This window comes from Anaerotruncus sp. 1XD42-93 (assembly GCF_009917605.1).
Classification (GTDB): domain Bacteria; phylum Bacillota; class Clostridia; order Oscillospirales; family Ruminococcaceae; genus Anaerotruncus.
Map to the genome: position 1 here is coordinate 1 of NZ_QZEG01000042.1, position 21,543 is coordinate 21,543.

General features: G+C 51.1%; 18 protein-coding genes and 2 pseudogenes. 16 read left to right on the forward strand and 4 right to left on the reverse strand.

Annotated features, from left to right (window positions below):
* The 13 genes and pseudogenes from D5269_RS12980 to D5269_RS13040 form a co-directional block, all read left to right on the forward strand.
* Positions 1–833: pseudogene (locus tag D5269_RS12980) on the forward strand (VirB6/TrbL-like conjugal transfer protein, CD1112 family); the annotation flags it as partial.
* Between the two features lie 177 nt (positions 834–1,010).
* A complete protein-coding gene (locus tag D5269_RS12985) occupies positions 1,011–1,412 on the forward strand; it encodes a PrgI family protein (RefSeq protein WP_002569171.1) in 402 nt (133 codons plus the stop codon).
* A complete protein-coding gene (locus D5269_RS12990; protein ID WP_002569172.1) occupies positions 1,363–3,801 on the forward strand; it encodes a VirB4-like conjugal transfer ATPase, CD1110 family in 2,439 nt (812 codons plus the stop codon). The genes D5269_RS12985 and D5269_RS12990 overlap by 50 nt, the downstream gene beginning before the upstream one ends.
* Positions 3,798–4,757: a site-specific DNA-methyltransferase gene (locus D5269_RS12995; RefSeq protein WP_002569173.1), complete on the forward strand. Its 960-nt coding sequence runs from the start codon at positions 3,798–3,800 to the stop codon at positions 4,755–4,757. Before D5269_RS12990 ends, D5269_RS12995 begins: the two co-directional genes overlap by 4 nt.
* Positions 4,758–4,792: 35 nt before the next feature.
* Positions 4,793–6,862, forward strand: coding sequence for a CHAP domain-containing protein (locus tag D5269_RS13000; RefSeq protein ID WP_002569174.1), 2,070 nt, complete (start codon positions 4,793–4,795; stop codon positions 6,860–6,862).
* 34 nt (positions 6,863–6,896) lie between these two features.
* Positions 6,897–7,175 carry a DUF4315 family protein gene (locus tag D5269_RS13005; RefSeq protein ID WP_002569175.1) on the forward strand — a complete coding sequence of 93 codons (279 nt, stop codon included), beginning with the start codon at positions 6,897–6,899 and terminating at the stop codon, positions 7,173–7,175.
* Positions 7,168–7,869 carry a DUF4366 domain-containing protein gene (locus D5269_RS13010; RefSeq protein WP_002569176.1) on the forward strand — a complete coding sequence of 234 codons (702 nt, stop codon included), beginning with the start codon at positions 7,168–7,170 and terminating at the stop codon, positions 7,867–7,869. Before D5269_RS13005 ends, D5269_RS13010 begins: the two co-directional genes overlap by 8 nt.
* On the forward strand, positions 7,866–8,054 hold the full coding sequence (locus D5269_RS13015) for a hypothetical protein (RefSeq protein ID WP_002569177.1): 189 nt from the start codon (positions 7,866–7,868) through the stop codon (positions 8,052–8,054). The genes D5269_RS13010 and D5269_RS13015 overlap by 4 nt, the downstream gene beginning before the upstream one ends.
* A gap of 15 nt (positions 8,055–8,069) precedes the next feature.
* Positions 8,070–10,160: a DNA topoisomerase 3 gene (locus D5269_RS13020; protein WP_002569178.1), complete on the forward strand. Its 2,091-nt coding sequence runs from the start codon at positions 8,070–8,072 to the stop codon at positions 10,158–10,160.
* Positions 10,161–10,372: 212 nt separating this feature from the next.
* Positions 10,373–13,978, forward strand: a complete 3,606-nt coding sequence (locus D5269_RS13025; protein WP_120485971.1) for an antirestriction protein ArdA — start codon at positions 10,373–10,375, stop codon at positions 13,976–13,978.
* Positions 13,979–13,981: 3 nt separating this feature from the next.
* On the forward strand, positions 13,982–14,935 hold the full coding sequence (locus tag D5269_RS13030; RefSeq protein ID WP_120485972.1) for a hypothetical protein: 954 nt from the start codon (positions 13,982–13,984) through the stop codon (positions 14,933–14,935).
* A gap of 2 nt (positions 14,936–14,937) precedes the next feature.
* Positions 14,938–15,144, forward strand: coding sequence for a transposon-transfer assisting family protein (locus tag D5269_RS13035; RefSeq protein ID WP_120485973.1), 207 nt, complete (start codon positions 14,938–14,940; stop codon positions 15,142–15,144).
* Positions 15,141–15,506: a cysteine-rich VLP domain-containing protein gene (locus D5269_RS13040; protein WP_120485974.1), complete on the forward strand. Its 366-nt coding sequence runs from the start codon at positions 15,141–15,143 to the stop codon at positions 15,504–15,506. Before D5269_RS13035 ends, D5269_RS13040 begins: the two co-directional genes overlap by 4 nt.
* Positions 15,507–15,683: 177 nt before the next feature.
* On the opposite strand, the gene D5269_RS13045 is transcribed toward D5269_RS13040, so the two are convergent.
* From D5269_RS13045 to D5269_RS13060, 4 genes are all read right to left on the reverse strand, one after another.
* Positions 15,684–15,935: a helix-turn-helix domain-containing protein gene (locus D5269_RS13045; protein ID WP_002569183.1), complete on the reverse strand. Its 252-nt coding sequence runs from the start codon at positions 15,933–15,935 to the stop codon at positions 15,684–15,686.
* A gap of 63 nt (positions 15,936–15,998) precedes the next feature.
* On the reverse strand, positions 15,999–17,345 hold the full coding sequence (locus tag D5269_RS13050) for a relaxase/mobilization nuclease domain-containing protein (RefSeq protein WP_002569184.1): 1,347 nt from the start codon (positions 17,343–17,345) through the stop codon (positions 15,999–16,001).
* The gene (gene mobC, locus D5269_RS13055) at positions 17,306–17,635 is read right to left on the reverse strand and encodes a plasmid mobilization relaxosome protein MobC (RefSeq protein ID WP_002569185.1); all 330 of its coding nucleotides are present in this window, start codon (positions 17,633–17,635) and stop codon (positions 17,306–17,308) included. Before mobC ends, D5269_RS13050 begins: the two co-directional genes overlap by 40 nt.
* A gap of 267 nt (positions 17,636–17,902) precedes the next feature.
* Positions 17,903–18,256, reverse strand: coding sequence for a helix-turn-helix transcriptional regulator (locus D5269_RS13060; RefSeq protein WP_002569186.1), 354 nt, complete (start codon positions 18,254–18,256; stop codon positions 17,903–17,905).
* Between the two features lie 384 nt (positions 18,257–18,640).
* Between D5269_RS13060 and D5269_RS13065 the strand changes: the two are divergent.
* The 3 genes and pseudogenes from D5269_RS13065 to rlmN all read left to right on the forward strand — a co-directional run.
* Positions 18,641–18,757: pseudogene (locus D5269_RS13065) on the forward strand (cysteine-rich KTR domain-containing protein); the annotation flags it as partial.
* A 172-nt stretch (positions 18,758–18,929) separates the two neighbouring features.
* Positions 18,930–20,384 carry a transposase gene (locus D5269_RS13070; protein ID WP_243126855.1) on the forward strand — a complete coding sequence of 485 codons (1,455 nt, stop codon included), beginning with the start codon at positions 18,930–18,932 and terminating at the stop codon, positions 20,382–20,384.
* A gap of 110 nt (positions 20,385–20,494) precedes the next feature.
* Complete coding sequence (gene rlmN, locus D5269_RS13080) at positions 20,495–21,484, forward strand: 23S rRNA (adenine(2503)-C(2))-methyltransferase RlmN (protein WP_002569187.1); 990 nt, start codon at positions 20,495–20,497, stop codon at positions 21,482–21,484.
* The last annotated feature ends 59 nt before the right edge of the window (positions 21,485–21,543 follow it).

Sequence of the window (21,543 nt, forward strand, 5' to 3'; positions counted from 1 at the left end):
TGTCGCTTCGGATATCCATCCACTGTGCTCCTTTCATTTCCTGACTCCCTTTCCGGGCTCTTTTTCGCCCTGATTGGGAGTCTATCCTTTTCCCTTCACCTCCGCCACAAAACTACATTTTTTCCTCGGCGTTTTCTTTCATTTTATTACTGGCGCTGACACCCATTGCGGGGCTTGTCATTACCTACGTCCTATGCTATGAGCTTATCAGCATGGTAACGGAAAAGAACAATATGCACGACGTTGACACTTCCATGTTCTTCAAGTGGGTGTTCAAGGCGTTTGTGGCAGTCTACCTTGTGACGCACACCTTTGACATCACTATGGCGGTGTTCGATATGGCGCAGCACGTTGTTTCCGGCGCGGCGGGGGTAATCGGCGGCAGCACAGAGATTGATGTTGCCGCCGCCCTTGCTTCCATGCAAAGCGGGCTTGACGCTATGGAAATCCCCGAACTGCTCTTACTTGTCATGGAAACAAGCCTTGTGAGCTTGTGCATGAAAATCATGTCCGTACTGATAACCGTTATCCTCTACGGGCGCATGATAGAAATTTACCTTTACTGTTCGGTATCGCCTATCCCGTTTGCAACTATGACTAACCGGGAATGGGGGCAGATAGGAAACAACTACCTAAAATCCCTGTTCGCTATCGGTTTTCAAGGCTTCCTCATTATGATATGCGTCGGCATTTACGCGGTTCTGGTAAACAACATGATAATAGCGGACAATCTGCACAGCGCGATATTCTCCCTTGCAGCCTATACCGTTATCCTCTGTTTCTCCCTGTTCAAATCCGGCGCACTGGCGAAGTCGATATTCTCCGCGCATTAGCGGCGTGTCAAGGGCAGGGTGGAGATTTTCAGAGCGAAGCGGCGAAAATACGACCCGACCTTGACGCGGATAACCCCCATATAATACGGGCGGGCAAAGGGCATAGATTGACCTTTGCCTTGATTACCCTTATGGGAAGTTACAGCAACACCAAACCCAGAGAAAGGAGGTTTTCACTTGGCGTATGTACCCGTACCCAAAGACTTATCCAAAGTCAAGACAAAAGTAGCGTTCAACCTTACCAAACGGCAGATTGTATGTTTTGCGGCGGCTCTCCTGTTCGGCTTGCCGCTTTTCTTTCTGCTCAAAGACAGCACAGGCACAAGCCTTGCGTCTATGGCTATGATTGCCGTCATGCTGCCCTGTTTCCTCTTTGCCATGTATGAGAAGCATGGACAGCCCCTTGAAGTGGTGGTGAAGAACATCATTCAGACGAAATTCATAGCCCCCAAAGAACGACCATACAGGACAGACAACTTTTATTCCGTCTTAGAACGGCAGAGAAAACTTGAAAAGGAGGTATCAGCGATTGCAAAAGGAAACACGAAGAAACAGCGCGGCGGGAAGCGCAAAGCCTAACCCGCCCCGCAAGCTCACCCGCGCCGAGAAAAAGCAGATTGCGGAAATCATCAGACAGGCAAAGGGCGACGGGAAAGCGCACACCGCGCAGCAGACAATCCCTTATATCCAGATGTACCCGGACGGTATCTGCAAGGTTACGGGACGGAAATACTCAAAGACCGTCGCCTTTGAAGATATTAACTATCAGCTTGCACAGGCAGACGACAAGACCGCCATTTTTGAGAACTGGTGCGACTTCCTCAACTACTTTGACGCTTCCGTTTCGGTGCAGCTCTCTTTCATCAATCAGGGGACGCAGCGCGGCGAAGCGGAAAAGGCGGTCAATATCCCGGCACAGGAGGACGCTTTCAATTCTATCCGCACAGAATACCGGGATATGCTGAAAAACCAGCTTGCAAAGGGCAACAACGGGCTTGTCAAAGCAAAATATATCACCTTTGCCATTGAAGCCGACAGTCTGGGCGCGGCGAAATCCCGCCTTGCCCGTATCGAAACGGACGTACTCAACAACTTTAAGCTCTTGGGCGTGTCTGCCCGCCCCATGACAGGCTATGAACGCCTTAAAATGCTGCATGGCATTTTCCACCCGGAGGGCGGGCAGTTTGCCTTTGATTTTTCATGGCTTGCCCCGTCCGGGCTTTCCACAAAGGACTTTATCGCCCCGTCCTCTTTCCGTTTTGGCGAGGGGCGGTATTTCCGCATGGGGCGCAAAATCGGCGCGGTTTCATTCCTTGAAATCCTTGCGCCGGAATTAAACGACCGTATCTTATCTGACATTCTGGACTTGGAAACGGGCGTTATCGTCAATCTGCATATCCACAGTATCGACCAGACCGAAGCCATAAAGACAATCAAGCGGAAAATCACCGACCTTGACAAAATGAAAATCGAAGAACAGAAAAAAGCGGTACGCAGCGGCTACGACATGGATATAATCCCGTCCGACCTTGCCACTTTCGGCAGCGAAGCGAAGAACCTCTTACAGGACTTGCAGAGCCGGAATGAAAGAATGTTCCTCTTGACGTTCCTTGTGGTGAACATGGCAGACACAAAAAGGAAACTGGAAAATGACGTATTCGCGGCGGCGGGCATTGCACAGAAGAACAACTGCGCCTTAACCCGCCTTGACTACCAACAGGAAGCGGGGCTTATGTCCTCTGTACCGCTTGGGGAGAACCTTATCCCCATTCAAAGAGGGCTTACCACGTCAAGCACCGCTATCTTTATCCCCTTTATCACGCAGGAGCTTTTTCAGACGGGCGCGGCTTTGTATTACGGCTTAAACGCCCTGTCTAACAACATGATACTCTGCGACCGCAAGCAGCTAAAGAACCCCAACGGCTTAATCTTGGGTACGCCGGGAAGCGGGAAATCCTTTGCCGCCAAACGGGAAATGACAAACGCTTTCCTCATTACCGACGACGACATAATTATCTGCGACCCGGAAGCAGAGTATTTTTCCCTTGTGCAGCGGCTTGACGGGCAAGTGATACGGTTATCGCCTACGGGCAAGGGCATTGACGGGAAGCCCCAGTATGTGAACCCTATGGATATTAACCTCAATTACAGCGAGGACGACAGCCCCCTTGCGCTGAAATCCGACTTTATCCTCTCCCTCTGCGAGCTTGTCATAGGCGGCAAAGAGGGCTTGCAGCCCGTCGATAAGACCGTCATTGACCGCGCTGTTAGGAACGTGTACCGCCCTTTCCTTGCAGACCCCGACCCGGAGAAAATGCCTATCTTGGGCGACCTCTACAACGAGCTTTTGAAGCAGCCGGAGCCGGAAGCGGCGCGTATCGCGGCGGCGTTGGAGCTTTATGTTTCCGGGAGCCTTAACGTCTTTAACCACAGGACGAATGTAGAGCTTTCAAACCGCCTTGTCTGCTTTGACATCAAGCAGCTTGGGAAGCAGCTCAAAAAATTAGGTATGCTCATTGTGCAGGACCAGGTATGGAACCGCGTCACCGTCAACCGGGCAGAAAGGAAATCCACCCGGTATTTTATGGACGAATTTCATCTTCTCTTGAAAGAGGAACAGACCGCCGCCTATTCCGTTGAAATCTGGAAGCGTTTCAGAAAATGGGGCGGCATACCCACAGCAATCACGCAGAACGTCAAAGATTTGCTTGCTTCCCGCGAAGTGGAGAATATCTTTGAAAACTCTGATTTTGTCCTCATGCTCAATCAGGCGGCGGGCGACCGGGCTATCCTTGCAAAGCAGCTCAACATCTCCCCGCAGCAGATGAAGTATGTCACCCACACCGAAGCGGGCGAGGGGCTTATCTTCTACGGGAACGTGGTGCTGCCCTTTGTAGACCGCTTCCCGAAAGACACCGAGCTTTACCGGGTAATGACGACGAAGCCGGAGGAAGTGGGCGAAGCATGAACGGGCTGAAAACTGACACAATCATCAACCGGGACGCGCTCTATGCCTTGCGGGAGCTTCCAGAGGAAAGCGTACACTGTTGCGTCACAAGCCCGCCCTACTATGCGCTTAGGGATTACGGGCTTGATATGCAGATTGGGCGGGAGGACACGCCGGAGCAGTACATTGACAGGCTGACCGAGGTTTTCCGCGAGCTGCGCCGGGTACTGCGTTCTGACGGTACGCTCTGGCTGAATATCGCGGACACCTACTGCGGCACAGGAAATAAAGGCTACCATGCAGACCCGAAGAACCCGAAAGGCAGAAACGGACAGCAGATTGCAAGAAACAACCGCGTTTCCGGCTGCAAACAAAAGGACTTAATCGGTATCCCTTGGCTTTTAGCCTTTGCCCTACGCGCTGACGGGTGGTATTTACGGAGCGACATTATCTGGCAGAAAGAAAACCCCATGCCGGAGAGCGTGAAAGACCGCCCTACCCGCTGCTATGAACATATCTTTCTGCTTACGAAGTCAAAGAAGTATTTTTATGACGCAGCCGCCATAGCCGAGCCGTTAGCCCCCACAACGGCGGCGCGGTACCGCACCGGGCGCAGCGCGGGACAGAAATATGCGGACGAAGTACCCGGACAGGGGAACGTACAGGGGCTTAACCGGGCGCGAAGCGGCAGCTACTACGACGAAGCCCTCATGCCGACCATGCGGAACAGGCGGGACGTGTGGCTTATCAATACCGTTCCCTACAAGGGCGGGCATTTCGCCGCGTTCCCGCCAAAACTTGCCGAAACCTGTATCAAGGCGGGCTGTCCGAAAGGCGGCGTTGTGCTTGACCCCTTTTTCGGCAGCGGCACGACGGGGGCAGCCGCAAAGCAGCTTGACAGGCATTATATAGGCATTGAGATAAACGCCGAGTATTGCGCCCTTGCAAGGGCGCGGATTGGAGGGACAGACACATAAAACAATATAAGGCGCGTGAAAAAGTCACGCAGAAAATGACCCGCGAGGGGGCTGTCGAGGTAAACGCCGCTACCGGGAAAAAGAAACGTATCAGCAAGCGGATAAGGGACGCGGACTTTGCAAAGACCGAAGCCCCACCGCAGCCGGAACAGGCAGCGCAGCCCCTACCGGGCGGCGCAACTTCCCCGCCCTTAACCGACACGCCGCCGCTTCCCCATGCGCCGGGGGCAGAACGGGAACAGGACACCGCAGCAGCCGAGCGCGTCTTGGAACGTATCGACGGGGCGCGTACCAGAAAGGCGAGCAAAAAGGCGGCGAGGAAAGCACAGGCAGAAGCCACAGCAAAAGAAAAATCTTCCCGCTTGCAGTTTACCGACGAGGAACGGGCAACGCCGGAGCTTGAAAGGTATATCCGAAAATCGGACAAAGCAGCCGACCGTCTGGACGCGGCAAAGGCGGCTATCCCCAAAGAAAAGAAACTTGTACGGGAGCGCACCTTTGATGAAGCCACCGGGAAAGGCAAGACCCGCCTACATTTTGAGGAACAGGAAAAGCCCATAGGAAAGAATAAGCCCCACAATAACCCGCTATCCCGCCCCGCACAGGAAGCGGGTATTTTCGTCCACAACAAGATACATTCCGTTGAAAAGGACAATTCCGGCGTTGAGGGGGCGCACAAATCCGAAGAACTGGCAGAGCGCGGCGCAAAGTACGGGGCGCGGAAAGTCAAGGAGGGCTACCACAGCCACAAGCTCAAACCCTACCGGGCGGCGGCAAAGGCAGAGAAAGCGGCGTTCAAGGCGAATGTGGATTTTCAGTACCATAAAGCCCTGCATGACAATCCGCAGATTGCGGGCAATCCCCTTTCCCGCTTCATGCAGAAGCAGCAAATCAAGCGGCAGTATGCAAAGTCGGCAAGGAAAGGCGGCGCAAAAACGGCGCAGAAAGCCGCAGAGAACACCCGCAAGGCGGCAAAAAAGACCGCCGAGGAAACAAAAAAGGCAATCGCTTTTGTAGGGCGGCACCCGGCGGGCGTATGTATCGCCGTTGCCGCGCTACTCTTATTCATCATGGTATCGGCGGGGCTTTCCTCTTGCGGTTCCATGTTCTCCGGCTTGATGAACGGCATACTTGGGACTTCCTACACGTCGGAGGACAGCGACCTTGTGGCGACGGAGAACAATTACGCCGCAAAGGAAAACGAGCTTCAGCAGCAGATTGACAATATCGAAAGCACCCACCCCGGCTATGACGAATACCGCTATGACCTTGACAGTATCGGGCATAACCCCCATGAGTTAGCGTCCTACCTCACCGCCCTTTTACAGACCTACACCCCGCAGAGCGCACAGGCAGAGCTAAATCGCGTCTTTGCCATGCAGTACACTTTGACGCTGACAGAAGAAACGGAAATCCGCTACCGCACAGAAACAAGCACAGACCCGGAAACAGGGGAAACGACCACCGAGGAAGTACCCTACGAGTACCATATCCTCAACGTGAAGCTGACGAACAAGCCCATTTCCGAGATTGCGGAGGAACTTCTAACGCCACAGCAGCTTGAAATGTACCGCGTCTATCTGGAAACAAGCGGAAACAAACCGCTGATTTTCGGCGGCGGCTCCCCCGATATGGGCGCGTCCGAGGATTTAAGCGGCGTACAGCTTGTAAACGGCACACGCCCCGGCAACACCGCCGTTGTAGACCTTGCGAAGCGGCAAGTCGGCAACGTGGGCGGGCGACCCTTTTGGAGCTGGTACGGATTTAACAGCCGCGTGGAATGGTGCGCCTGTTTCGTTTCATGGTGCTACAATCAAGCCGGAAAGAGCGAGCCGCGCTTTGCCGGGTGCCAGTCACAGGGCGTACCCTGGTTCCAGTCACGCGGGCAATGGGGCGCGAGGGGCTATGAGAATATCGCCCCCGGCGACGCTATCTTTTTCGACTGGGACGGGGACGGGAGCGCAGACCATGTGGGGCTTGTTATCGGAACGGACGGGGAGCGCGTCTATACCGTCGAGGGCAATTCCGGCGACGCCTGCAAGATAAAGAGCTACCCCGTCAATTACTCCTGTATCAAAGGCTATGGGCTGATGAACTGGAATTAACATATTTTTGAGCAAAGAAAGGAGAAATTTATTGATGGCTATGAACAAAATTGAACGTATCGACAAAGAGATTGCAAAGACCCGCGAGAAAATCACCGAGTACCAGAACAGATTAAGGGGGCTTGAAGCGCAGAAAACCGAAGCGGAAAACCTGCAAATCGTACAGCTTGTGCGCTCCATGCGCCTTTCCCCGCATGAGCTTTCCGCTATGCTTTCCGGCGGCGGTATTCCGGGCATGGAAGCCGCGCCGGGCTACCCCGCAGAACCCGCAGACCACGACACCGAAGAAATGGAGGACACCGAGAATGAATAAGAAAATCCTTAGAACCTTGACCGCACTCTGCGCCGCCCTCATGCTGACGGGCGGCTTTTCCGTCACCGCCTTTGCACAGACCCCGGAGGGACAGGACGCGACCGACGACAGCGGCGTTGTCTATGAGGAACCCGAAAAGGAAGAACCCCTTACCCCGGACGGGAACGCGACCCTTGTAGACGATTTCGGCGGCAACAAGCAGCTTATCACAGTGACGACCAAAAACGGCAATTACTTTTATATCCTTATCGACCGGGACGACGAGGGCGAGGACACCGTACATTTCCTTAATCAAGTGGACGAAGCCGACCTTATGGCACTCATGGAGGACGGAAGCACCGAAGCAGCCCCGCCCGCCGTTTGCAGTTGCACCGATAAATGCGAAGCCGGAAAGGTAAATGTGAGCTGCCCTGTCTGCAAGGACAACATGACCGCTTGCAGCGGCAAGGAAGCGGAGCCGGAAACCGAGAAACCAACAGAGCAGCCCAAAGAGAAAGGCAATACAGGCGGGCTTGTGCTTTTCCTTGTCGTGGCACTTCTTGGCGGCGGGGGCGCGTTCTATTATTTTAAGTTTATGAAGCCAAAGCAGAACGTCAAGGGCGACACCGACCTTGAAGATTTCGATTTTGACGATTACGACGAGGACGAGGGGGACGGGCTTTCTGATGAAGAACAGGAGGACGAGGAAGCATGACGCTTTTTACCGAAAACCCTTTAGAAAAAATGATGGTACAAAGACCCACCGGGCGGCGTGACAGTGCGCCGCCCGTTCCAAAATCCCCGGCGTGTATGCGTTGCCCTTATAAGGCGCAATCCCCCTGTATCGGCTATTGTCTGAAACAGGCACAGGAGAAGAAGCACACCGCGCCGGAACGCTGAAAGGAGGATTTTTTCATGGCATTTAGACTTGTGATTGCAGAAAAGCCGAGCGTGGCGCAGACTATCGCCGCCGCGCTTGGCATTAAGGGGAAACAGGACGGGTATATCGAGGGCGGCGGCTACCTCATTTCATGGTGCGTCGGGCATTTGGTACAGCTTGCGGAAGCTGCCGCCTACGGGGAGCAATATAAAAAATGGAGTTTTGACAGCTTACCCATTCTGCCGGAGGAATGGCAGTACGCCGTTGACCCGGACAAGGGGAAGCAATTCAAAACCATTAAAGAGCTTATGCACCGCGCCGACGTTTCCGAAGTGGTAAATGCGTGTGACGCGGGGCGCGAGGGTGAATTGATTTTCCGCTTTGTCTACGAAGTGGCGGGCTGCAAGAAGCCCATGCGCCGCTTGTGGATTTCTTCAATGGAGGACGGGGCGATTAAGGCGGGCTTTGCTTCCCTCAAAGACGGGCGGGACTATGGCGCGCTCTTTGCGTCCGCCCTCTGCCGCGCAAAGGCTGACTGGCTTATCGGCATTAACGCCACCCGGCTTTTCTCCTGCCTGTATGGAAAGACCTTGAACGTGGGGCGCGTCCAGACCCCGACCTTAAAAATGCTCACCGACCGGGACGCGGCTATCTCCCATTTCCAGAAAGAAAAATATTATCATGTTCGCCTTGATTTATCCGGCGCGGACGCGGCAAGCGAAAGGATTTCGGACAAGGCAGAAGCCGACGCGCTGAAAGGGGCTTGCGAAGCGGGAAAGGCGGTATGCGTTTCCCTTACCAGAGAGAAGAAAACCGCAGCCCCGCCAAAGCTCTTTGACCTTACCTCTTTGCAGCGGGAAACGAACCGCATTTTCGGTTACACCGCAAAGCAGACCCTTGACCTTGCACAATCCCTTTATGAAAAGCGGCTCCTTACTTATCCGAGGACGGACAGCAGCTTTCTTACTGACGACATGGGCGGCACCGCAGCGGACATTATCGCGCTGCTTTGCGAAAAGCTCCCCTTTATGGCGGGCGCGGACTTCACGCCGGAGATTGCAAAGGTATTAGACAGCAAGAAAGTATCAGACCACCACGCAATCATTCCCACTATGGAGCTTGCAAAGGCTGACCCGGACGCGCTGCCGGAAAGCGAGAAGAATATCCTTACCCTTGCGGGGGCGCGTCTGCTTTTTGCCACCGCCGAGCCGCATATTTATGAAGCGGTTACGGCGGTTTTCTCATGCGCCGGGACAGACTTCACCGCAAGGGGAAAGACCGTACTTGCGGAGGGTTGGAAAGAGCTTGAACGCAGATACCGGGCGACGCTGAAAGATAAGCCCGAAGCAGAGGACGGGGAAAATGAGGGCGTGACGCTGCCGGAGCTTTCCGAGGGACAGAACTTTCCTAACCCCGCCGCAAAAGTAACGGAGCATACCACAACGCCGCCGAAGCCCCACAGCGAAGCGTCGCTTCTCTCTGCTATGGAGCGAGCCGGGAACGGGGACACCGACCCGGACGCGGAACGCCGGGGGCTTGGCACTCCCGCCACCCGCGCCGCCGTCATTGAAAAACTGGTAAAGGGCGGCTTTGCAGAGCGCAAGGGGAAGCAGCTTATCCCCACGCAGAACGGAGCCGCCCTTATATCAGTCTTGCCGGATATGCTCACTTCCCCGCAGCTTACCGCAGAATGGGAAAACAATCTGACGCAGATAGCAAAGGGAGCCGCAGACCCCGGCGAATTTCTGTCCGGCATTGAAGCTATGGCGCGGGAGCTTGTGCAGACACACGCCGCAGCACTGGACGGGAAAAAGGATTTGTTCCGGGAGGAAAAGCCCTCTGTCGGCAAATGCCCCCGTTGCGGTTCCCCCGTCCATGAGGGGAAGAAAAACTATTATTGCAGCAACAAAGAATGTGCCTTTGTCATGTGGAAGAATGACCGCTTTTTCGAGGAACGCAAGACCGCTTTTTCCGCGAAGATTGCCGCCGCGCTCCTTAAATCCGGCAAAGTGAATGTGAAGAAGCTCTATTCCCCGAAAACAGGCAAGACCTATGACGGAACTATCGTTCTGGCTGACACTGGCGGGAAATACGTCAACTACCGTATCGAAGTACAGAAGAACTAAAAACTTGAATAGCAAGCATAGGAAGCGGGTACCCACTTCCGTAAATCCCTGTCCTGCCGCTGACGCGCCGGACGGGGATTTTGCTTGTTGGGAAGTTTCCCAAACCCTCTAAAAAAATGAAAAAATTGTTGGCATAACGCACAGCCCACCGTAGTACGGGGCGAACCCCAAAAGCGCGGCGGTGCGCCGCCATTTCAGAAAGGAGCGAATGAATGGAAAAGAAAAAAGGTTACTCCATGTTTGAGCGTGACAAGTTAGACCCGGCTGACAGTATGCGGATAGAGCGAAATATTTATTTTGAGGAACAGACCGCTGACCTTTCCGGGCTTACCGCCCTGCCCTTAGAACAGTTACAGGCATTGCGGGAAGAATACGCGGCGGCTGAACAGGCAGCTTTTGAAGCCTTGCAAGAACAGGCGGCGGCATGGGACGAACAGGCGGGAAAGACCCTTGCCATTGACAAAGCCATTGAGTATGTGAGGACACCCGAAGCTACGCATACCGCGAACCAGTGGGAAGCTACGGACTACGGGAAGCACATCAGCAACCGCGTCTACCAAATGCGCTACCACATATCCGAGAATACCCGGTATGACAGGGAAAAAGAGAAATCCATTCCCTATTCGTGGACGCTTTCATGGAGTATTTACACCAACAGCCCCCACAATTACGGACAGGCAAAAATCGCCGGACAGGAAAGGAAAGTCTTTGCAGACAAGGCAGCTATGGAAAAATATCTGAATGGGCGTATCAAAGCCTATCAGCATTTATTCACCGAGGTATCGCCGCCTATCCCGCCAGAGTATGCAGAGCATTTCAAAGTAAACGGGCAGCTTTTACCGGGCTATGCTATCGAGGGCGAGGAACGGGCGCAGCCTACCGCTGAAAAAGCAGCCCCCACCACAGCAGAGCCGCCACAGGACACCGAACAGAGAAAGGAGCGTGAAACCATAAACGAGCAGTTTTCAATTCTTATCGACAGCCGCAGCCGCTTTGAAACAGGCAAACCGGGCGGCGTGTGGCTTCCCATGCCGACCACAACAGAGCAGCTTCATGCGGCTATGGAAAGCGTCGGCATTACCGCAGACAATCCGCAGGATTTTTTCATCAACGGGTATTCTTCTACGGAGGACTGCCCCTTTGACTTGCCGCTTTCCGTTATCCAAAGCGCAAGCATGGACGAGCTGAATTATTTTGGAAAACTTCTGGAAATGCAGAGTGACGGGGACAAGGATAAATTTGCGGCGGCGGTTACACATGGCGAGTATGCCGGAAGCATGAAAGACCTTATCAACCTTGCACAAAACCTTGACTGTTACTGGCTCTATCCCACTGTCCGCAGCGAAGAAGATTACGGTTATTATCTTATCGACGAACTGGACGAGCTGGAGCTTCCCGAAGAAGCAAAGAAATATTTCAAGTATGAAGAATACGGGCGGGACGCAGTTAGCAAGGATAAGGGGCAGTTTACCGAACAGGGCTATATCTATAACAATCAGAACACCTTTACCGAATGGTATCGGGGAACGGAAAACGAGATACCCAAAGAATACCGCGTTATGAGCTTCCCACAGCCGGAACGCGGCGGACAGGACAAGACCTTTATGGACGCAGCCGCCACAGAGCAGACCGCCCGAACCGCCGCAGAGCAGCCACAGGAGCCGCACCCGGTTATCCCTATCGTGCTGACAGCCGGGAAGCCCGCCGAGAAATTAAAAGAGATTACCGACCGTCTGGAACAGGGCATTACGGAACTCTTTGACAGCGAGCGTTACAAGGAATATCTGAAAGTCATGTCAAAATTCCATAATTACAGCTTCCGAAACACCGTCCTTATCGCCATGCAGAAGCCGGACGCTTCCCTTTTGGCGGGCTTTTCCGCTTGGAAGAACAACTTTGAGCGAAATGTGATGAGAGGGCAAAAGGGAATTAAAATCATTGCCCCGTCGCCCTATAAAATCAAACAGGAAATGCAGAAAATCGACCCGCACACGCAGAAGCCCATAATCGGCAAGGACGGAAAGCCCGTCACCGAGGAAAAGGAAATCACCATACCCGCCTACAAGGTGGTATCCGTCTTTGACGTTTCCCAGACCGAGGGAAAGGAACTGCCGGACATTGCCGTTGACGAACTGACAGGCGACGTTGACCGCTATAAGGACTTTTTCGCAGCCCTTGAAAAGACTTCCCCCGTTCCTATCGCCTTTGAGAATATCGAGGGCGGCTCTCATGGCTACTACCACTTGGAGGACAAGCGCATTGCTATCAACGAGGGCATGAGCGAATTACAGACCTTAAAGACCGCCATTCACGAAATCGCCCATGCGAAGCTGCACGACATTGACCTCAACGCGCCAAAGGACGAGCAACCCCGCGTTGACCGCCGCACCCGCGAAGTCGAAGCGGAAAGCGTCGCCTATACCGTCTGCCAACATTACGGGCTTGACACGTCGGACTATTCTTTCGGCTATGTCGCCGGGTGGAGCAGCGGGCGGGAGCTGTCCGAGCTGAAAAGCTCCCTTGAAACGATACGCAGCGCAGCCGCCGAGATTATCAATTCCATAGACGCGAATTTTGCGGAGCTGCAAAAGGCACAGGACAAGGAGCAGACCGCCGGACAGGAGCAGCCCACCAGAGAGGAAAAGGAAGCCGTGCCGCAGCCGGAAGCCCCGGCAAAGGCAGATACAGCCGGGAAAGAGAAGCCGGAAGCAGCCGCACCGGGAAAATCCGGCGCACAGGAAAAGGCGGGCGCAGCCCCGAAAGAAGCCTTTACCCCGGAAACGATTTACAAGATGCGCCGGAACCCTTACGGCGACAGCCGGGAAAACAGCCACCTCTTGCAAGCCTATGTGACACAGGAGAACGGGCGGGCGAAAATGGGCGACGTTCTTTTCACCGGGACGCCGGAGAAATGCCGCGAGCTTATGGGGCAGCTTAAAAGCGGCGAGCTGACCGAGGGCGACGTGAAGCAGCTCTACGCAAAGGCACAGGAAACGGCGCAGACCGCCGGACAGGACAAGGACACCTTTTCCATTTACCAGATAAAGGGCGGGGACGAAACAAGGGATTTCCGCTTTGAGCCATACGACCGCCTGCAGGCGGCGGGGAATGTGGTTGACAGCGCGAATTATGAGCTTGTCTATTCCGCGCCCCTTGCGCCGGAAACTTCCCTTGAAGATATTTATATCCGTTTCAATACCGACCACCCCAAAGACTTTAAGGGACACAGCCTTTCCGTTTCCGACGTGGTAGTGCTTCATCAGGACGGACAGGACGCGGCGCATTTCGTTGACAGTGTAGGCTTCCGGGAAGTGCCGGAGTTTTTACAGGAGCAAAAGCAGCTTACCCCGGACGACTTGGAAACGGGCGAAACTGTCAAAACACCGAGAGGGACTTTCCATGTAACCGCTATGAGCCGGGAGCAGATAGAAGCCGCCGGATATGGCTTTCATCATCAATCCGACGACGGAAAGTATCTGATTATGGGGAACGGGACGCGGGCGTTTGCCGTTGCCGCAGAACAGGCGCAGCGGGACAATCCCTTGAAAACCACAGAGCAGACCACAGAACAGAACGGAAACATGATTGACGGTATCATCAACAACACCCCTACCGTTGACGAACTGGAAGCAAAGGTAAAGGCGGGCGAGCAGATTTCCCTTGTTGACCTGGCTAATGCCGTCAAAGCCGACAAGGAGCGCGACAAGGGAGCGAAGCCGGAAAAGAAGCCCTCTATCCGGGCGCAGCTTAGAGCCGACAAGGAAAAGGCGCAGAAGAAAACTGCAAAGCAGAAGTCGCAGGACTTGGAAAGGAGCTGACCCATGCCGGAACAAAGTAAATTTGAAAACGTGGACGTGACCGCTTCCCTTGAAGCGATTATGAAGCAGAACACAGGCTTTTATCAGAGCGACTTGGAGATTGACAAGGAGATTATCGCAAAGGCGGCGGCAAGCCCCCACAGGGAGGACAAGACCCTTTTGTGGTTCTGCCGCCCGTCTGGGACGCATTGCTTTCGGGAGCGCGACGTTTTCCTAAAGGACACCGCGCCCCATAACACATGGCGTTTTTACATGGAGCAGACAAGCGACCGCGTACTTGCCTATGCAATCGAGCTGACAGGAACGGAGCGCGTGAAAATCAAGGGTAATCTGTATGAGCTTGACTATTCCCGCCACTATGAGCGCGTCAAGGAAAAGGAGCTGCCCGCCGATACGGTCAAGCTGATTTATGAGCGTGGGGAAAGTGAGATACCCGCCGGACGGTTCTTCAACGGCAATCCCGACCCGCAGCTTGGGAAATTTGAACGCTTTGAAGCCGTACCCAACGACCCGGACGCGCTGCAAGCTCTTTTACAGGAAGAACAGCGCAGCCGGGAGCAGCTTTCGCCGGGGGATTTCAAGGCGCATATCGCAGCCTTGCGGGACGGGCTGATTGAAACGGAAGCGCGGCGCATTGTGCGGGAAATGAAGCGGCACGACACGCCAAACAGCCCGAACAAGACCCATTTCATGGCAGAGCTTTCCCCGGCGTTCATGCGGCTTGCGGCTACAAAGGACACTGACCGCCTTTTCTCCATGCTGCCCTACAAGACACTTTCCTTTTCCAAAATCGAGGGCAGACATGGGACGTATGCGCTGATTGACAAGGGGGAGAACCGGGACAGGGAGATAAGGAAGCCCCGCCCCTCTATCCGGGCGCAGCTTAAAGCGGACAAGGCAAAGACCGCCCCGAAAAAGGCGGCGGCAAAAACAAAAAATCACGATATGGAGGTATGAACATGATGAAATTTACCGTTGAGGAAACAAACCTTTTGAGCATTTACAACGAGGGCGGCAAGCGGGCTTTGATTGAGAATGTCAACGCCGCGCTGCTCTACATGGACGCGGATATGCGGGAGCTTGCAAAGCGCACCCTTTCCAAAGTGGACGCTTTGACCGAAGCGGAATTTGCAGAGCTTCCCATTTACGCCGCTGATGAAGTATGAACGGGGTTAAGCGGCTGACGCCGCCCCAGAGCCGGAAAGTAAACGCCCTTGTGCGTCGGACGTGCTGCAATTATGATAACGGGAACTGTATCTTACTGGACGACGGGGACGAGTGCGTATGTCCGCAGCTCATTTCCTATTCGCTTCTCTGCAAGTGGTTCCGGGCTGCGGTGCTTCCCGTCGATAAGCTGCTCTATGCGGAGCTTTACCAGACCGGAGACAGGAAGAAATGTACCGAGTGCGGCGCGTTCTTTGCGTCAACCTCTAACAGCGTCAAATACTGCCCCGTCTGCCGGAAGCGTATCACCCGCCGACAAGCCGCCGAACGCATGAGGAAAAGACGCGCCCATGTTACGCAGTAGGCGCGGAAAATCCCTTGATTTACAGGGCTTTCCGGGCGTGAAAATCAGAAAGGCGATACTTTATACCTTTACCTCCGAAAATGGCGTTCTACTGCGTAACATTCACGAAAACAGCACCCATAAAAAGACAGGGCGCGGAAGTCATATACTGGCTTCCGCGCCCTGTTCTTTTTTTGCCTATCTGACATTTCCCTTTTCCATTTCTTCAAGCGGGAACTGCGGGAGGGCTTCTATCAGCTTCTTTGTGATGGACTGGCGCATATCTTCGTTGATTTCCTGTTTCGTGCTTCCGTCCGGCTGTCTGACCGCTACCGTCGATAGCCTGTCGATTTCGTCCTTGTAGCAATCCACGACTTTCTCCACCGCCCATTTCTCCCCGGCAACGGCGGCGCGTATGGTTTCATATTCCGGCATTTTCTGGTTTTCCATGCTCAACGCTCCTCTGCTTTTTGATAGCCCTATCATAGCACAGCGGCGGGGATTTTGCTATCCTTATCCGCGTTCTGTTTCCTTTTCCCGTTCCGGCTGTCTGTCTGCCTGTAAAATGCTGTCAATGTTCTGCTTGATAATATCATATTCCCGGACTTTCTTTTTCAATTTTCCATAGTCGGCGTAAAGGGCTTCTTTCTGCGCTTGGAGGGCTTCATACTCCGATTGCAGCGCGGCGAGGTTCGGGAGCTTCGCAATGCCCGCCGCTTTCAGTGACCTTACGGCGGCTTCATGGAGGATAATTGCCTGTTCCTGTCCGGCGCGGTACTTCTCCCTGTTCCTTGCCTTGCGGTATGCGTCATAGACAGGCTTTGTCTTTTGATAGGTGGAAACATTCTTGATAAGCACCGCCATTTCCGCAAGCCGCTTTTCGGCGTTCTTCAATGCGTCTGCCGCCTGTCCGCTTTCCGCTGCCATTTCCTCAATCCGGCTGACTAAATCCGCGTACTGCTCAATCTTATGTTCCGTCAAGAAATTCATTGTTTTAGCTGCCTGTTTCAGATTGTGGATTTTCGCCCACTGTTCATAGCCCTTACTCTGCGCTGCCTTGATACTGTTCTCAATGTCGATAAGCAGCGACACGCCGCGCTGCTCTCTGGGAGCTTTCGCCACCTTTGTCCGTCTGCCCGCTATCCGTTCCCTTACGGCTTCCTCTGTATAGTCTGCGCCGAGGGTTTTAAGGCGGGTGAAGCGTTCCTGTCCGGGGGCGCGGCATGATACATATTTCCCCGGCTTTATCTCATAGCCCGCCGCCTGTAACCGCGTTAGCAATTCCTCAAAACTGGAAACTTGGGGGATAAGCGCGTCAACAGTGGTTTTCAGCTTGCCTTTCCAACTTGTACCCGTCTTTTCTGCCTGGTACTCCGCATAGCTCTTTCCCTTGCTGCCCTTGCCGGGGACGACAACGGACAAGCCATTTTCCCGGCACAGCTTGTCGCTCATGTTCCGTATGCCGTAATAGCTCCTTTTGTTGGAATTGTATTTATGGTGGTCTACAAAGTTCACCGCGCAAAAAATGATATGGTTATGGACGTGTCCTTTGTCAATGTGCGTCGTGAGTACATACTCATGCTGCCCCTTTGTTACCGCGTCGGCAAGCTGCTTTCCGATTTCATGGGCTTTCTGATAATCGACTTCCCCCGGCTCAAAGGACTGTATCAGATGAAAGGCTAAATTGTTCCCCTTTTGGAGTGCTTGCGACAGGGTATATTCAAACTCAATATCTGCCGTTTCATAGGAGCAACCGAAAGAGGACACAAGCATTTTCCCGTCCGTCTTGTCCGGGTTTTCGATATAGTCAAGGGCTTTGCTTAGAGTGCTTTTAATAGGCTTAATCTTTGTAACCGCCATATCTCCGCAAGCACCCCCTTTATTTCCTCTATGTCCTCTTGGTATGCGTTCCCCGTCGCGTTTACGCGGCGTGCTATCTGGTTGACGTTGACACCGATTTTCTGTATCTCTGCGGTCATAGCCTTTATATCGGCGTGGTCTATCTGAATGATATACCCGTCAATGGCAATCTTCCGCAGATACGCCGCCATGTTCCGGGTGGGTACGAGCTTCATTTTTTCCAGTATTAAATCCCGTTCCGCTTCCGTCACTCTGAATTTGATTTGCACTGTCCTTTTGCGTCCGTCCATGTGTTCGCTCCTTTCCTTTCCGTTCCGAGGGTTTGGGACACTTCCCAACAAGCAATTTTCAACCGACGCGCCGCAGCGCGGGAGGGCGAAAATACGGAAGTGGTACCCGCTTCCTATGCTTGCTACGAATGTTTTTATCCTTTAGGCTCTTATCACCTACTACGGAGAAAAAGCGATTTTGCCAAACTTACGCAAAAGAAAAACGCTGCAACCTCAAAAAAGATTACAACGCTTTCTAAATCCTGTTCAGTTTTAAGTCGGACATTCCTATTCGCCCTCTTTTTCGACTTCGGAAATCTCCTTTGCCGTTGCGGTTACAATCCGTATGCCTGTATCGCTCATACCGTCAAGAAGCGCGTCAAGCTGCCGCCGCTGCGTGTTCTTCTCCGGCGGCGTTTCTAAAAGGAATTGGTCTACGGATATATGGTAACGCTGTATCAGCTCAAAGAATATCTGTAAACTTGGGTGCTGCCCCTTGTTCTCAATGTTCGCAAGGTAGCGCGGCGAGATAAACATTTCGTCGCCTACTTTCTTGCGGCTCTCCTTGCATCCCTCACGCGCTGCCTTTATCGCTGCCCCAAAAGCCTTAAAGTCGTATCGTGGTACTGGTCTTTTTGCCATAGTTATTCACCCTATTACATTTTACTGTTCCCCTTTCTTCTTGGATATGTCTACGTAGTTCTATCAGTTAGCCAAAATAATTCATATATATATATGTTGACAACAAGCTGCTTTTGTATATAATATTATATAAAAGGGGGGGAATGTTTATGTTACATAGCATGCGTATTCGATAAGCATTGAAATCAAAAAAGATTTTTCCCATTTTCAATATGGGCTTTTTTGTCATGCTTATTTTGCGTATGGTATACAACAAAACTAACGACGTATAGACATAGTATAAAAACTATGCCTTAATTTTGTTGTAGTATTATATGTATAAATGCAGGTCAATGCTCATGTTGAGAATTGACCTGCATTTTTTTGCGCAAAAGGAGAAATATTATGCTTGAAAAATATTGGATAAAATGTCCAATTTGTAACGGAAAGACGAGGGTTCAAGTATTTTATAATACGGTATTAAGAAATTTTCCTCTTTTCTGCCCTAAATGTAAATTAACCACAGCAATTTAATTTTTTAGGTATGCATCTTGTCAATTTCATACAGTTTACAGTTACGCTAAATCCTCATAAATGCCGATAAAATAAAGACCTTTCGGATGATTTGGTATTGCAATCCTCTCCCATATTTGTTATAATTTAGGTATGTTAATTAGGTATGCAGGAGGCGCATATGGGAAACTATTCCGTACCTGAATCTATCCGCCAATACAAACCAAAGGGCACAATGGTAAAGCGTATTTCAAATTACTACTATGTTTATGAGTACTCAAACTATACTGACTCAAATGGCAAACGGCATACGAAAATGGGTAAGGCCATCGGATCTATCAAGGAAGGCATCGGCTTTATTCCAAACAGCACATTTACCTGCGATTCTGAAATCAGTTCGCTGGATTTTGGCGAGTATGCAATTACTATGGCAAACTCCCGGAAAACACTGGCACTGTTAAAGGAATGTTTTAATCCCCAGGATGCTGTTACGATCTATACCGTTGCGATGATCCATTTTATCCAGGGCTTTACCTATCTCCGGGATATCCGCAGCTATTATGACATGAGCGTCCTTTCCATCAGGTATCCTTCCCTTAAACTCGGATACGGTTCGCTGTCAAAGCTGTACGATGCACTCGGCAGGCGGCAGGGCAATGTTATCAGGATGGAAGAGAAGCTTATTTCGGCCTGTTCACACCAAATGGCTATTGATGGCCATGTGATTGGATGTGAATCGGTTATGAATGACCTTGCAGAAAAAGGTTATAAATTTAAAAAGCTTGGCGAAGCACAGATGAATCTGCTAATGGCGTATGATGTAAATACCGGCATTCCGCTTATGTCAAGGATATATGAGGGAGCCAGTACGGACAAGGTCAGCATTAAAGACTTTCTTGGGCAAACCGAACTGAAGGATATGCTTTTCATCGTTGACCGTGGCTTCTACAGTGTTGATAACTTAAACCTCTTCAGCAGTAATGGCAATGCATATATCATTCCTCTCGGTAAGAACTTAAATACTTGTAAAGCTGCGGTTCACAGCCTTGAAATGCATGACCGTTTTATGTATCAAAAAGGCAGGAAGGCATCCGTTGTCGAATATAAGGAGGAAATCATCAACGGATACCGCGTCCTTACTTACCGTGACCTGAATGAGTCAGCATCAGAGCAGGAAAATTATCTGCGCCATATGAGCCGCGGGGATAAGTCGTACACAAACGAGGGCTTTCAAAAAGCGAAATACTATATGGGTGTCACAGTGCTTCAGACCAGTTTGGAGAATGCATCTCCAGGGGAAGTATACACTCTTTACAAAAAGCGCTGGACAATCGAAACCTTCTACAATTACTTCAAAAACAAAGCCGGATACAATTCTCTGCATGCAGAGGACTATTATAAAACGCAGGGACTTGCTTTTGTCATGCTTGTATCTGCACTGATCCATCAGGAAATGGAAGCTGCTGTAGCAAACATAGAGGGAAAAAATGTCAGCACATGTTTATTGGAGTCAAGAATGGTAAAAGCCCATAAACGTCATGATAACTGGATTGTATGTAATTGTCTGAAAAAACAGGTGGAACTGTTTAAGCAGTTAAACACCCCATTGGAGGTAGCAATGCCGCTACATACCTAAAAAATCGAAAAGGTGTGATTAACGCATATCGTTGATGTTGAAAAACTAGAAATCATAATCAAAAACTCTGAAAAACAAACTTTTTAATTTTGAAAAGGAAGGATATTTAAATGAAACACTTACCTAAAAGTACACCTACGGAAATATTGAATGACCCATACGGATTTACTTACAAAGAAATGTCGGAAGTAATTGGAGAGGATAAAGCAAGAGCCTTATATACGGAATTGTATAAACAGCCATTTCACAAAGAAAATCTATCAATATCAACAAAAAAAGTCTATAAAAGTAGCGATACTGAAAAGTATGTTTATGAATTGAAAGATAACAGGTATATTGAAACGGTTTTTATTAAACGGCGAGATGGTGGGACTGTTTGCGTAAGTACGCAAGTTGGTTGTTCTGTTGGCTGTATTTTTTGTGAGTCCGGACGCAATGGTTTTGTTCGTAATCTAACACCGTCTGAAATTGTGCAGCAGGTTGTATTGATACGTCAAAAAGTAAATCGTATCGTTTTTATGGGAATGGGAGAACCTTTATTCAATTACGACAACTTGATTGCAGCAATCCATATTCTTCGAGATAGAAATGGACTTAACTTTCCAACCGACGGCATTACCGTATCAACAGTTGGTCCAGTTAATCAATTAAAAAAATTGCGCGAAGAACATCTAAAAATTCAGTTGACAATATCTTTACATGCAGCAACACAGGCTGCGAGAAACTGTATCATTCCTCATATGCACATGTACGCTATTGAAGATGTTGTTAAGCAAGCATTGTCCTATTCTCAAAGGCATAATCGAAAAGTGGTATTTGCGTATTTGCTTTTACCAGGTATAAATGACCGTTCCTCAGATATAAGGCAACTTGCAAAATGGTTTAAGGGCAAAAATGTTATGATTAACGTGCTGCAATACAACCCGACGAGTAATTCAAAAATTAGAGCACCACAAAAACAAGAAATGGTTGCGTTCAAACATCAATTAGAGCAAACAGGACTTGAAGTTACCATGAGAGTTTCTCATGGTAGAGAGATTAAAGCAGCTTGTGGACAGTTAGCTAATACATATAATAAAGCCAAAAAACAACAGAAATAATTTAATTAAAAGAGCCAGACGCACAGACGCAGAGCCGATAATATGCAGTTTGAAATACT